Annotated in this window: 13 protein-coding genes; 3 read left to right on the forward strand and 10 right to left on the reverse strand. The window is 71.4% G+C overall.

Annotation, left to right across the window (positions count from 1 at the left end; translation table 11 throughout):
- Positions 1 to 175 precede the first annotated feature (175 nt).
- Entirely contained in the window at positions 176 to 1,129 is a 954-nt protein-coding gene (era, locus tag ACZ7KF_RS11140; RefSeq protein WP_471071646.1) for a GTPase Era, read from the reverse strand.
- 175 nt (positions 1,130 to 1,304) lie between these two features.
- Between era and ACZ7KF_RS11145 the strand changes: the two genes are divergently transcribed.
- Both ACZ7KF_RS11145 and ACZ7KF_RS11150 read left to right on the forward strand, forming a co-directional pair.
- Entirely contained in the window at positions 1,305 to 2,615 is a 1,311-nt protein-coding gene (locus tag ACZ7KF_RS11145; RefSeq protein ID WP_471071649.1) for an ammonium transporter, read from the forward strand.
- Positions 2,612 to 2,950 (forward strand): P-II family nitrogen regulator, encoded by a 339-nt coding sequence (locus ACZ7KF_RS11150; RefSeq protein ID WP_225821224.1) that lies wholly within the window; start codon positions 2,612 to 2,614, stop codon positions 2,948 to 2,950. Before ACZ7KF_RS11145 ends, ACZ7KF_RS11150 begins: the two co-directional genes overlap by 4 nt.
- Here ACZ7KF_RS11150 and ACZ7KF_RS11155 read toward each other — a convergent pair.
- The 5 genes from ACZ7KF_RS11155 to ACZ7KF_RS11175 form a co-directional block, all read right to left on the reverse strand.
- Positions 2,844 to 3,860, reverse strand: coding sequence for a DUF916 domain-containing protein (locus tag ACZ7KF_RS11155; RefSeq protein ID WP_471071652.1), 1,017 nt, complete (start codon positions 3,858 to 3,860; stop codon positions 2,844 to 2,846). The two genes, ACZ7KF_RS11150 and ACZ7KF_RS11155, sit on opposite strands and share 107 nt — an antisense overlap.
- Before the next feature lie 101 nt (positions 3,861 to 3,961).
- Complete coding sequence (locus ACZ7KF_RS11160) at positions 3,962 to 5,290, reverse strand: beta-xylosidase (RefSeq protein ID WP_471071655.1); 1,329 nt, start codon at positions 5,288 to 5,290, stop codon at positions 3,962 to 3,964.
- Between the two features lie 175 nt (positions 5,291 to 5,465).
- Positions 5,466 to 5,942 carry a hypothetical protein gene (locus ACZ7KF_RS11165; protein ID WP_471071658.1) on the reverse strand — a complete coding sequence of 159 codons (477 nt, stop codon included), beginning with the start codon at positions 5,940 to 5,942 and terminating at the stop codon, positions 5,466 to 5,468.
- 502 nt (positions 5,943 to 6,444) lie between these two features.
- The gene (locus ACZ7KF_RS11170) at positions 6,445 to 6,798 is read right to left on the reverse strand and encodes a cytidine deaminase (RefSeq protein ID WP_471071661.1); all 354 of its coding nucleotides are present in this window, start codon (positions 6,796 to 6,798) and stop codon (positions 6,445 to 6,447) included.
- Between the two features lie 28 nt (positions 6,799 to 6,826).
- On the reverse strand, positions 6,827 to 7,687 hold the full coding sequence (locus tag ACZ7KF_RS11175; protein ID WP_471072241.1) for a helix-turn-helix transcriptional regulator: 861 nt from the start codon (positions 7,685 to 7,687) through the stop codon (positions 6,827 to 6,829).
- 110 nt (positions 7,688 to 7,797) lie between these two features.
- On the opposite strand from ACZ7KF_RS11175, the gene ACZ7KF_RS11180 reads away from it, so the two are divergent.
- Positions 7,798 to 9,237 carry an MFS transporter gene (locus ACZ7KF_RS11180; RefSeq protein ID WP_471071664.1) on the forward strand — a complete coding sequence of 480 codons (1,440 nt, stop codon included), beginning with the start codon at positions 7,798 to 7,800 and terminating at the stop codon, positions 9,235 to 9,237.
- Here the strand turns inward: ACZ7KF_RS11180 and ACZ7KF_RS11185 are convergent.
- Genes ACZ7KF_RS11185 through ACZ7KF_RS11200 form a run of 4 tightly spaced genes read right to left on the reverse strand, consistent with a single transcriptional unit; the run spans position 9,199 to position 12,453 of the window.
- Positions 9,199 to 9,558: an MmcQ/YjbR family DNA-binding protein gene (locus tag ACZ7KF_RS11185; RefSeq protein WP_471071667.1), complete on the reverse strand. Its 360-nt coding sequence runs from the start codon at positions 9,556 to 9,558 to the stop codon at positions 9,199 to 9,201. The genes ACZ7KF_RS11180 and ACZ7KF_RS11185 overlap by 39 nt on opposite strands.
- Entirely contained in the window at positions 9,555 to 10,856 is a 1,302-nt protein-coding gene (locus ACZ7KF_RS11190; protein ID WP_471071671.1) for a hemolysin family protein, read from the reverse strand. The genes ACZ7KF_RS11185 and ACZ7KF_RS11190 overlap by 4 nt, the downstream gene beginning before the upstream one ends.
- Positions 10,857 to 10,863: 7 nt before the next feature.
- Entirely contained in the window at positions 10,864 to 11,361 is a 498-nt protein-coding gene (gene ybeY / locus ACZ7KF_RS11195) for an rRNA maturation RNase YbeY (protein WP_270083898.1), read from the reverse strand.
- 12 nt (positions 11,362 to 11,373) lie between these two features.
- Positions 11,374 to 12,453 (reverse strand): PhoH family protein, encoded by a 1,080-nt coding sequence (locus ACZ7KF_RS11200; RefSeq protein WP_471071674.1) that lies wholly within the window; start codon positions 12,451 to 12,453, stop codon positions 11,374 to 11,376.
- Between the last annotated feature and the right edge of the window lie 19 nt (positions 12,454 to 12,472).

Raw genomic sequence — 12,472 nt, forward strand, 5'->3', positions numbered from 1 at the left:
GCACGGCTTCCGCCCGAACCCCACCGGGACCACCGCACGAGGCCCCGACCGCCCCCGAACCCACCGCGTCACGCCACCGCACCACGACACCGCACGGGGTCCGGGGCGGAGCCCCGTGGCGGTGGGTTCCCGGCCGACCGAGTCGGGTGGGCGGGTGGCGGGTGGGCGGGAAACGCTAGAAGCCCAGCTTGCGGAGCTGCTTCGGGTCCCGCTGCCAGTCCTTGGCGACCTTCACATGCAGGTCCAGGAAGACCGGCGTCCCCAGCAGCGCCTCGATCTGCTTGCGGGACTTGATGCCGACCTCCTTCAGGCGCTTGCCCTTCGGCCCGATGATGATGCCCTTCTGGCTGGGCCGCTCGATGTAGACGTTGGCGTGGATGTCCAGCAGCGGACGGTCCGCGGGCCGGTCCTCACGCGGGAGCATCTCCTCCACGACCACCGCGATGGAGTGCGGCAGCTCGTCCCGGACGCCCTCCAGCGCGGCCTCGCGGATGAGTTCCGCGATCATGACCTGCTCGGGCTCGTCGGTGAGGTCGCCCTCGGGGTAGAGCGCCGGTCCCTCCGGCAGCAGCGGAACGATCAGGTCGGCCAGCAGGCTCACCTGCTTGTCCCCGACCGCCGACACCGGGACGATCTCCGCCCACTCGAAGCCCAGCTCCTTGCCCAGCTGGTCGATCGCGATCAGCTGCTCGGCGAGGGTCTTGGAGTCCACCAGGTCGGTCTTGGTGACGATGGCGACCTTGGGGGTCTTCCTGATCCCGGCCAGCTCCTTGGCGATGAACCGGTCGCCGGGGCCGATCTTCTCGTTCGCCGGCAGGCAGAAACCGATGACGTCGACCTCGGCCCACGTCGTCCGCACGATGTCGTTGAGCCGCTCGCCGAGCAGGGTGCGCGGCTTGTGGAGCCCGGGGGTGTCCACCAGGATCAGCTGGGCGTCGGGCCGGTGCACGATGCCGCGCACCGTGTGCCGCGTGGTCTGCGGCTGGTTCGCGGTGATCGCCACCTTCTGCCCGACCAGAGCGTTCGTGAGGGTGGACTTGCCCGCGTTGGGGCGGCCCACGAAGCAGGCGAAGCCGGCGCGGTGGACGGACTCGGCCGGCTCTTCGGGTGACGGGGTACGAACGCTCATGGCGACCATTCTCCCTGATCCACGAAGCCCCGCCGCACCAGCCGCGGACACCCCCTTTCCACGTGAGCTTCCGGAAACCCGCACGCAACGAAACGTCACGGAAACACACCCGTACGCGACCGGAAACGCACACCGGTGACCCTCTGACGCAGCCCCCACACCGTTGGAGACTCCCGTGACCCTCGCCGCCGCGCACGTGAACACCGGCGACACCGCCTGGCTGCTCGCCGCGACCGCCCTCGTCCTGCTGATGACCCCGGGGCTGGCCCTGTTCTACGGCGGCATGGTCCGCACGAAGAGCGTCCTCAACATGCTGATGATGAGCTTCGTGTCGATCGCCCTGGTGACGGTGGTGTGGCTGGCGGCCGGCTACTCCCTCGCCTTCGGGGACGACGTCGGCGGCGGACTGATCGGCGGGCTCGACCACGCCGGTATGCGCGGTCTCGGCCCGGACAGCGTCCACGGCTCGGTGCCCACCCTGCTCTTCGCGACCTTCCAGCTCACCTTCGCGATCATCACGGCCGCCCTGATCAGCGGCGCGGTCGCCGACCGCACGAAATTCTCGGCGTGGCTGGTCTTCGTACCGGTCTGGGCCCTCCTCGTATACGTTCCGGTCACCCACTGGGTGTGGGGCCCGGGCGGCTGGATCGTGGACCGGCTCGGCGCGCTCGACTTCGCGGGCGGTCTGCCGGTCGAGATCACCTCCGGCGCCTCCGGGCTCGCCCTGTGCCTGGTCCTCGGACCCCGGCTCGGCTTCAAGAAGGACGCCATGCGCCCGCACAACCTGCCCATGGTGGTCCTCGGCGCCGGTCTGCTCTGGTTCGGCTGGTTCGGCTTCAACGCGGGCTCCGCGCTCGGCGCGAACGGCCTCGCCGCCGCCGCGTTCCTCAACACGCTCGCCGCCGGCTGCACCGGTCTGCTCGGCTGGCTCTTCGTCGAGCAGAAGCGCGACGGCCATCCGACCACCCTGGGCGCGGCCTCCGGCGCGGTGGCCGGCCTGGTCGCGATCACCCCGTCCTGCGGCACGGTCTCCCTGCTCGGCGCCCTCGTGGTGGGCCTGGCCGCCGGTGTCGTCTGCTCGTACGCCGTGAGCTGGAAGTTCCGGCTGAACTACGACGACTCCCTGGACGTCGTCGGCGTTCACCTGGTCGGCGGGATCATCGGCACCGTGCTGATCGGCCTGTTCGCCGAGAAGGCGATGACCGGCGGCGCGGAGGGCCTGTTCTACGGCGGCGGGCTCGCCCCGCTCGGCAAGCAGCTGCTGGCCGTGGTGGTCGTGGCCGGGTACGCCTTCGCCGTGACGTACGGCCTGGGCAAGCTGATCGACAAGACGCTGGGCTTCCGCGCCGGCGAGGAGCAGGAGCACACCGGCCTGGACCTTACGGTGCACGCCGAGACCGCATACGATCACGGCGTCCTGGGCCATGGCGCCCCGGTGGCCCACTCCGTCCTGCCCTCCGCTCAGAAGGTCAAGTCCCAGGCATGAAGCTCATCACCGCGATCGTCAAGCCGTACCGTCTGGACGAGGTCAAGACCGCCCTGCAGGAGCTGGGGGTGCACGGTCTGACCGTGACGGAGGCGAGCGGCTACGGCCGGCAGCGCGGCCACACCGAGGTGTACCGGGGGGCCGAGTACCGGGTCGACCTGGTGCCGAAGGTGCGCATCGAGGTCGTGGTGGAGGACGCCGTCGCCGAGGACGTGATCGACGCGATCGTCAGGGCCGCGCAGACGGGGAAGATCGGGGACGGGAAGGTGTGGTCCGTGCCCGTGGAGACGGTCGTCCGGGTGCGGACCGGCGAGCGCGGACCCGACGCGCTCTGACCAGCACCGCCCCGCTCGCCACCCCCGCGGCGAACACCAGTGCCACCGGCAGCCAGGGCACCGCGAGGAAGCCTGCGCCGGCCGACTGGCGGGTGCCCGGCGCGCTCGCGGTGAGCGTCACGTCCCCCCGGTCGAACTGGGGCGCCCCCCGCCAGGTCTCGGTGAGCCGCACCCGTTGCCCCGGCAGCAGTTCGGCGGGCACCCGGGTGAGGTCCCGGTCGAGCAGCGTACGGCCGAACAGCCCGCGCGCCGTCAGCTCCACCTGGGGGCTGAGGGTGACGTTGCCGGTGTTGCGCAGGGTGTAGGAGACGGTCGCCGTGCTGTCGCCGAGGCCCGGGACCAGCGGCTGGTGGTGGCTGATGTGCACCTGTCCGACGGAGAGCGCGGGGAGCGCGGGCCCGCCGACCCGGAGGTAGACGCGGGCGCCGACGGCCCGCCGCACCCCGAGCGCGAGCCTGCCGCTGCCGGGGGCGGTCCGCTCGTCGAGGGCGACGACGGCCCCCGGGTGGTCACCCGGCTCGGCGCCGTCGGGGACGTGCAGGGTGAAGGGCACGGTGACGGTTCTGTGTCCCGGCACGGTGATCCGGGACTTCGCGGGTCTGGCCCAGGCGCCCACCCCGCGCATGCGTTCCCCGGCGGTCCGTACGGCGAACCCGCCGTCCCGGGCGGTGTTGTAGGCGTCGGCCGCGTACAGCCGGAAGGTGAGCGGCGCGTCCGTCCTGTTGCGGACGGCGACCTTGTCGGTGAGGGTCTGACCGGGTTCGGCGGAGAGGGCGAAGTAGGGCCGCGCGGCGATCTTCGAGGCGACCGGGTAGACGGACCAGCTGCCGTTGTCGGCGGCGCGGGCCGTTCCCGTCGGCAGCCAGAGGAGGCAGCACAGGCTCAGCAGGAGGGCGTACGGCTTGCGCACGGGTGCGGACCCCCATGGGCTCGGGCGGCGGTGGCGGTCGGGCGGGTGCGGCCCGGGTCGTACGGCGGGGCGCCCGGCCACCGGTGCCGGAGTTCGGTCGGTCAGGTGAGGGTGAGGGTCAGCACGCCGGAGTACGCGCCCGGAGACGTGAACGCCGGTACGTCCAGGGAGAGTCCGGCGTCGACGGTGAACTGACCGCCGGTGAGGGTGCCGTTCGGGGTCGACGCGAGGGTCGCTCCCGAGGTCCCCACGGTGCCCGCCGAACCGGCCTTGCAGGTGCTGGGGCTGCCCGCCTTGGTGGCGCAGGCCGGCGTCCAGCTCAGCTTCCCGGCGTCGATCTTGGCGCCGGGACCGGTGAAGTCGGTGACCTTGCCGGTCAGGGACCAGCCCGCGGGCCCGCCGCGGAAGTCCTTGACGGTCACCGTGTCGAGGTTGCCGGTGGAGGCCCCGCCCTGGCCGAAGTCGACCGCCGACAGGGCGACGGAGTCCCCGGCCTGGGACATGGACAGGGTGCCCGCCTTGACGGTGGTGGTCAGTTTCTGGCTGCCGTCCGGGACGGGCGTGTCGTCGTTGACGACGTAGGCCGCCGGCCCGGCGCCCTTGTCCGCGTTCCAGGAGCCGCCCTCGTAGGCCACGATCCCGGTCGTCGTCCTGTCGCTGACGACGAGGGAGCCGGTGAAGGAGCCCTGGGCGTTCGCGGTCACGGTCGCGGTGTCCTGGGTCTGGGTGCCGCCGGACCGCCCGGCCAGGGTGACGGTGGCGCCCGGGGTGAAGTTCGTCCCCTTGACGGTGACCTGGGCTCCGGGGTCACCGGAGGCCGAACTCAGCGAGATGGAGCGGGTGTTGGCCGGGGTGCCGTCGGTCGCGGTGATGGTCTGCGAGGCCGGGGCGGGCGGGGTGATGACCGTGCAGGGGGTGTCCAGCTCCAGGATGTAGCTGGTGTGGATGTTGTAGTCGCCGGGCGAGAGGGTGATCTGCCCGGCCTTGGTGACCGTGAACGTCCCCGTCATGGAGAAGGACGGGAAGGCGGCCTTCCCCGGCACCGGCGGGTTCTTCTTCGGCCCGGTGACGGTGACGTCACCGCTCTGGGCGCCGCCGAGCGTCACCTTGCCCGTCGGCGTCATGATGTCGGCCGGCAGGGCCAGGTCGGTGGGGTTGCTGGCGGCGGCCGTGACCACGGTGTACGTCACCGTGACCGTGTCGCCGACCTTGGGGCTGGTGTGGTCCACCGACACGTTCGCGGTGGTGGTGCCGTCGATGGGCGGGATGCCCGCGACGGCCGGCGGAATGCAGTGCGTGGCGAAGTCCACGTTCGTTCCGGCGGCGCCGGCCGGACAGGCCAGCGCGCCGCCCGCGGTGACCGCGAGGGCGGTCGCCCCGAGCAGTGACGCCCAGCGCCACCGCCGGGTTCTTAGGGGTGTCGAACCCATGGGCCCCCTCCTGAGGGTTGCGGGCGCAGCGGCTCGTCTGCGCCGACAGGGGGCATTGATGTGGAGCGGGGGTGAGAAGTCAATGGAGATGCCGCAGAAATCTGACGGATCATCAGTTTCCGCGGCATCCAGGGGAGTTACGGCACGATCCGGAACAGATCGCTCAACCGGTCGGTCAGCTGAAGACGAACGGGCCGGGCGACTGCTTGGCCGTGGCGGTACAGGTCACGGTGACACCGAAGATCACCATCTTCAGCGAGCCGCCGTACGTCTCCAGGCTGTCGCCCGGGGCGACGGTGCCGGGGAGGGGGCCGACGGAGACGGGGTCGCCGCCGGCCATGGCCGGGTTCTTCGTCCCGCTGAAGACGGTGGTGCCGCCGCTCGCCTTGACCAGGGTGAGCGTGGAGGCGATGGAGTCCTTGGCCACCGCGACCGGCGCCTTGATCGCGGTGGAGGTGAGGGTGATGGTGGCCGAGGTGCCGCTCTGGGTGGCGGTGAGCGTGGCCGCGCCGCCGCCGAAGATGCCGCAGCTCGCGGTGATGGTCGCCGTCTGGGGAGTGACGGCGGCCGCGGTGGGCGCGAAGGCGAGTCCGGTGACCGCGAGGGCCCCGGCGGCCAGTGCCGCACCTGTTGCCGTGCGCTTGCCTCTCATGGGGATCCGCTTCCCTTTCCTTGGGGGGTGCCAGGTGGGGGACACCGACGGACGGAGAGGCCTGCGCAGGCGGGTGCGGGCACGCTGCGCGGCGGTGCGGATCTGACGGTCCGTCGGGTGGTACGAGGTCCATTGACGCGGACCGGCAAGGCCCCAACAAGGTTGAAATCCAGCCGACCTTTCGTTCGGCCACAAAACAGGGCCCCCCACGCCCCCCTCACAGCCGCCCAAGCCTCCGAGCCGACCGGCGCCGTCTCGACCGCCCGAGCCTCCGAGCCGGTCGCTGGCCTTCTCAGCCGCCCGAGCCTCCGAGCCGGTCGGTGCCATCCCAGCCGCCCGAGCCTCCGAGCCGGTCGGTGTCATCCCAGCCGCCCGAGGCTCCGAGCCGGTCGGTGCCTTCCCAGCCGCCCGAGCCTTCGGGCCGGTCGGTGCCTTCTCGGCCGACCGAGTCGGGTGGGCGGGTGGGCGAGCGGGGGTCCAGGGGGCGGAGCCCCCTGGTACGTCAGCCGGCGGAAACGGTCGCCCGTACGACCCCGTCGGCCCCGGCGAGCAGCACCGGCGTCCCCGCACCCCCCAGGTCGGCGACGGCGGCCAGATCCTCGGCCGGAACACCCTCCGCGTCGCTCACCACAGCCGCCGCCTCCAAGGACGCGGCCCCCGAGGCCACCGCCATCGCGACGGCCGTCCGCAACGCGCTGAGCTTCAGCGAGGCCAGCTCCACCGACCCGGCGACATACGTCCGCCCGGTCTCGTCCCGTACGGCCGCCCCCTCGGGCACACCGTTGCGGGCCCGCGCGGAACGGGCCAGCGTGACGATCTTGCGGTCCTCGGGGTCAAGCGCGCTGCTCTCGGTCATGCCCAGAGCATACGAACCCCGGGCCGGTTCACCCCGCCACGGGGTACATCGCGCCCCGCCGGCCCTCGGGAGAGGCCAGCCATTCCAGTTTCTCCGCCGTGTTCGCCTCGTCCAGGGGCGTATGCAGCACGATCATCAGATCGGGGCGGGCCGGCACCTTCATCGCGGTCGACTCCACGACCAGCAGCCCGACCAGCGGATGGTCCAGCTCCTTGCGGATCTGCCCCTGGTCCTCGATGTCCCGCTCGGCCCACAGCGCCCGGAACTCGGGGCTGCGGGCCGACGCCTCGGCGAGCACCGTCTGGAACCCCTCGTCGTCCGGCCGGGCCGCGCACGCCGCCCGGAACTGGGCCACCACCGTCCGCGCGTTCCGCTCCCAGCTGCCGCTGCGCGACCGGTACAGCGGATCGACGAAGAAGTCGATCAGGCAGTTCTGGGTGTTGTCCGGCCGCATCCCGAGCACGAGCGCCGCCGCGTCGTTGTACATCACGCAGTTGTAGTACAGGTCCATGATGTGCGCCGGGTACGGCATCCAGGTGTCGATCAGCCGCCGCAGCCCCTCGCACATGTCCCGCCGGTCGGCGACGACCTCGGGTGTCGGCGGGTTCAGCCCGGCCAGCAGGTACAGGTGCCGGCGTTCGGCGTCGCTGAGCCGGAGCACCCGGCCGACGGCGTCGAGGACCTGAGGGGAGACGGAGATGTCGCGCCCCTGCTCCAGCCACTGGTACCAGGAGGCACCCACCCCGGCGAGCACGGCGACCTCCTCCCGGCGCAGTCCCGGCGTACGGCGCCGGCCGCCGCCGCCCGGCAGTCCGGCCGCCTCGGGACTGACCCGGGCCCGCCGGCTCATCAGGAACTCACGCAGCTCGCTCCGCCGTTGACTCTTCATCGGCCCCGCAGCAGGCACGTGCCGCTCCTCCCCCGTCGTGTCTGGTGGTACCACCACCACCATAAGTTCCGACTCCCCACCCGTATTCCGATCGTTGGAAGCTCATTGCCATGGCGATCGACACCACCACCCACCCGTCCGCTTCCACGGACGAACCGCTCGGCACCCCACGGCTGTCGACGCGCGACAAGCTCGTCCTCTTCGTCCTGTGCGCCGCCCAGTTCATGGTCGCGCTGGACTTCTCGGTCCTCAACGTGGCCCTGCCCGACCTCGGCGGCGACCTCGGCATGAGCCAGTCCGCCCTGCAGTGGGCGGTCACCGCGTTCGCGCTGCCCTCCGGCGGCTTCCTGCTCCTCTTCGGCCGCATCGGCGACCTGTACGGCCGCCGCAGGCTGTTCCTGACCGGCCTGGCCCTGTTCGGCGCGGCCTCGCTGCTGGCCACACTGGCCTGGGACCCGGCGTCCTTCCTCGCCGGGCGCGCGGTGCAGGGCCTCGCCGCGGCGGCGATCGTGCCGACCGGCATGTCCCTGCTGACCACCACCTTCCCGGAGGGCCCGGCCCGGGACCGCGCCCTCGGCATCTCCGGCACGCTGCTGTCGCTGGGGTTCACCGTCGGCATGATCGCGGGCGGTGTGCTGACGGACACCCTCGGCTGGCGCTCCACGATGGCCCTGCTCACCGTGTTCGCGGTGATCGTCCTGCCGCTCGCACCCGGCCTGCTGCCGGAGTCGCGCACCCCGGAGCGCCCGCGCCTGGACGTGCCCGGCGCGGTGACCGTCACCACCGGTCTGCTGTCACTGATCTACGGCCTGTCCACCGCCGCCGACCAGGGCTTCGCTCACGCGGACGTCGTCACGGCACTGATCGCCGGGCTCCTGCTGCTGACCGCGTTCGCCGTGATCGAGTCCCGCTCGGCGGCGCCTCTGGTCTCGCTGCCCATGCTGCGCCGCCGCACGGTGGCCTGGGGCAATCTGGCCGGTCTGGTCACCTTCTCGATGATGTCGACGGTGATCTTCGTGCTGACCCTGTACCTGCAGGAGATCCTGCGGCTGTCGGCCTTCGAGACGGGCCTGGTCTTCGGCGTCCAGGGCGTCCTCTCGGCGGTCGCCGGCAGCCTCGCGGCCAAGGTCATCGGCCGCTTCGGCACCCGCCGCACCCTCGTCGGCTCGCTGGCCGGTCAGGGGGCGCTGGTGGCCACCCTGGTGCTGCTGAACGCCCACACCTGGTCGGTGTGGCTCGCCACGGCCGCCGTGTCCCTGGCGAGCATGTGCCACCTGGGCGCGATCGTCTCGTACGGGCTCACCGTCACCTCCGGTGTCCCGAACGAGGAGCAGGGCCTGGCCACCGGCCTGGTGACCTCCACCCAGCAGGTCGGTCTCACGGTCGGCATCCCGCTGCTGGGCGTGCTGGCCACCACCTCGGGCGACCTGCTGACCGGGACGCGCACGGTCCTCGCCCTGGACGCGGGCGTGGTCCTGGTCGCGGCCGTCCTGGTCGGCCTGGGCCTCAGGTCACGGACGGTCGAGCCGCAGCCGCTCGGCACGCGGTAGACCGGCGACCACCAGGTCGTACGAGTCCTCGACCAGCTCCCGGACCAGCCGGTCCGGGAGCTGTGCGTCGGCCGTCACCGTGTTCCAGTGCCGTTTGTTCATGTGCCAGCCGGGGACGACGAGCCCCTCGTGCTCGCCGCGCAGCCGGATCGCGTCCTCCGGATCGCACTTGAGGTTGACCGTCAGCGGCCGCGCGCCCAGGTTCGTCAGTGCGAACATCTTGCCCAGCACCTTGAAGACCGAGGTCTCCGGGTTGAACGGGAAGTCCTCCACGGCCGCGTTGAAGGACAGGCACAAGGCGCGCAGCTCCTGGGGGGTCACTCGGGTCCGTCCTCCTCGGCGACGGGCCGGCGCACCGGCTCCACCAGCACCGTGACGATCTTGTTCCGGCGGCCGGCGGCGGCCTCCGCGGTCAGCCGCAGGCTGCGCCCGTCGGGCAGGTCGACCGTGGCGGAGGCACCGGCGATGGGCACCCGGCCGAGCGCCTTGGCGAGCAGCCCACCCACGGTCTCCACGTCCTCGTCGTCGTACTCCTCCAGGCCGTACAGCTCGCCGAGGTCGGTGATGTCCAGGCGGGCCGTGACCCGGAAGCGGTCGTCGCCGAGGTCCTCGACGGGCGGGAGTTCCCGGTCGTACTCGTCGGTGATCTCGCCGACGATCTCCTCCAGGATGTCCTCGATGGTGACGATCCCGGCGGTGCCGCCGTACTCGTCGATGACGACGGCGACGTGGTTGCGGTCCTTCTGCATCTCGCGCAGCAGGTCGCCGGCGTTCTTGGTGTCGGGGACGAACACGGCCGGGCGCATGGCCGTGGAGATCAGGTCGCTCTCGGCGTCGCGGCTGATGTGCGTCTTGCGGACCAGGTCCTTCAGATACACGATCCCGATGATGTCGTCCTCGCTCTCGCCGGTCACCGGGATCCGGGAGAAGCCGGAGCGCAGGGCGAGGGTGAGGGCCTGCCGGATGGTCTTGAAGCGCTCGATGACGACCAGGTCGGTGCGCGGCACCATCACCTCGCGCACCAGGGTGTCGCCCAGCTCGAAGACGGAGTGCACCATGCGGCGCTCCTCGTCCTCGATCAGCGACTCCTTCTCGGCGAGGTCGACCAGTGCGCGCAGCTCCGCCTCGGAGGCGAAGGGGCCGCGCCGGAAGCCCTTGCCGGGCGTGAGCGCGTTGCCGATGAGGATCAGCAGGGACGGGATGGGCCCCATGATCCGGGCCAGCGGCAGCAGCACGTACGCGGCCACGGTCGCCGTGTTGAGGGGGTGCTGGCGGCCGATGGTGCGCGGGGAGACGCCGACGGCGACGTACGACACGAGCACCATCACACCGATGGCGATCAGCAGGGCCTGCCAGGTGGCGGCGAACTCCTGGAGGCAGGCGTACGTCACCAGTGCCGCGGCGGCCATCTCGCAGGCCACGCGGACCAGCAGGGCCACGTTCAGGTAGCGGGTGGGGTCGGCGGCGATCTGGGCGAGCCGGGCGCTGCCGCGCCGGCCGGACTTCACGGCCTCCTCGGCGCGGAAGCTGGAGACGCGCGCGAGGCCCGCCTCCGCGCAGGCGGCGAGCCAGGCCACGACGACCAGCGCGATCGCGCCGACCACGATCTGCGGAGACATCGGCCGCCTACGAGACGGTCGGCGCCGGCGACGGCCCGGTCAGGCCGTGCTCGGCCCGCCAGCCGTCCACGATGGCGGCCTGCAGCCCGAACATCTCCGCCTTCTCGTCGGGCTCCTCGTGGTCGTACCCGAGCAGGTGCAGCACACCGTGGACGGTGAGCAGCTGGAGCTCCTCGTCCATGGAGTGCTGCGTCGGGGCCTCGGCCCCCTGCTTGGCGGCGACCTCCGGGCACAGCACGATGTCGCCGAGCAGCCCCTGCGGCGGCTCGTCGTCGTCCTTGGAGGGCGGGCGCAGCTCGTCCATCGGGAACGACATGACATCGGTGGGGCCCGGCAGGTCCATCCACTGGATGTGCAGCTGCTCCATGGCATCGGCGTCCACGACGATCACCGAGAGTTCGGAGAGCGGGTGGATGCGCATCCGCGCGAGCGCGTAGCGGGCGATGTCGAGGATCGCCTGCTCGTCGACCTCGGTACCGGACTCGTTGTTGACGTCGATCGACATGGTCGTGCTGGTCTACTTCCCCTGGGGAGCCTTGGCGCCGGTCCTGCCACGGGCGCCCTTGTGGGTGCCGTTCTCGGTGCCGTGCTTGCTGTCGTACAACTCGTACGCGTCGACGATACGGCCCACGAGCTTGTGCCGGACGACATCCTGGGAGGACAGCCGGGAGAAGTGGACGTCCTCCACGCCCTCCAGGATCTCCTGCACCTGCCGCAGACCGCTCTTGGTGCCGTTCGGCAGGTCGACCTGCGTCACGTCACCGGTGATCACGATCTTCGAGTCGAAGCCGAGGCGGGTGAGGAACATCTTCATCTGTTCGGGGCTCGTGTTCTGGGCCTCGTCCAGGATGATGAAGGCGTCGTTGAGCGTACGGCCGCGCATGTAGGCGAGCGGCGCGACCTCGATCGTCCCGGCGGCCATCAGCCGCGGGATGGAGTCGGGGTCGAGCATGTCGTGCAGCGCGTCGTACAGCGGGCGCAGATACGGGTCGATCTTCTCGTAGAGCGTGCCCGGCAGGAAGCCGAGCCGCTCGCCGGCCTCGACCGCCGGACGGGTCAGGATGATCCGGTTGACCTGCTTGGACTGCAGGGCCTGCACGGCCTTGGCCATGGCCAGGTAGGTCTTGCCGGTACCGGCGGGGCCGATGCCGAAGACGATCGTGTGCTTGTCGATCGCGTCGACGTACCGCTTCTGGTTGAGGGTCTTGGGGCGGATCGTGCGGCCCCGCGAGGACAGGATGTTCTGCGTCAGTACCTCGGCCGGGGTCTCCGGGCCGTCGCTCGTCCCGTTCTCGCTCGCCTTGAGCATGGCGATCGAGCGTTCCACTGCGTCCTCCGTCATCGGTTGCCCGGTGCGGAGCACCAGCATCATCTCGTCGAACACGCGCGAGATCAGGGCGACGTCCGCCGGGTCGCCGACCGCGCTGATCTCATTGCCCCGGACGTGGATGTCGGCCGCCGGGAAGGCCTTCTCGATCACGCGCAGGAGAGAGTCGCCGGAACCCAGTACGGTCACCATGGGGTGCTGGGCGGGGACGGTGAGCTGCGCTCTCGCCTGCTCCTGCGCGGGGGTGTGAGCTGTGGGTGTCTGTGTCATGGGCCGGCGCTGAAGGCCT

It is taken from the genome of Streptomyces sp. NPDC038200, assembly GCF_055600785.1.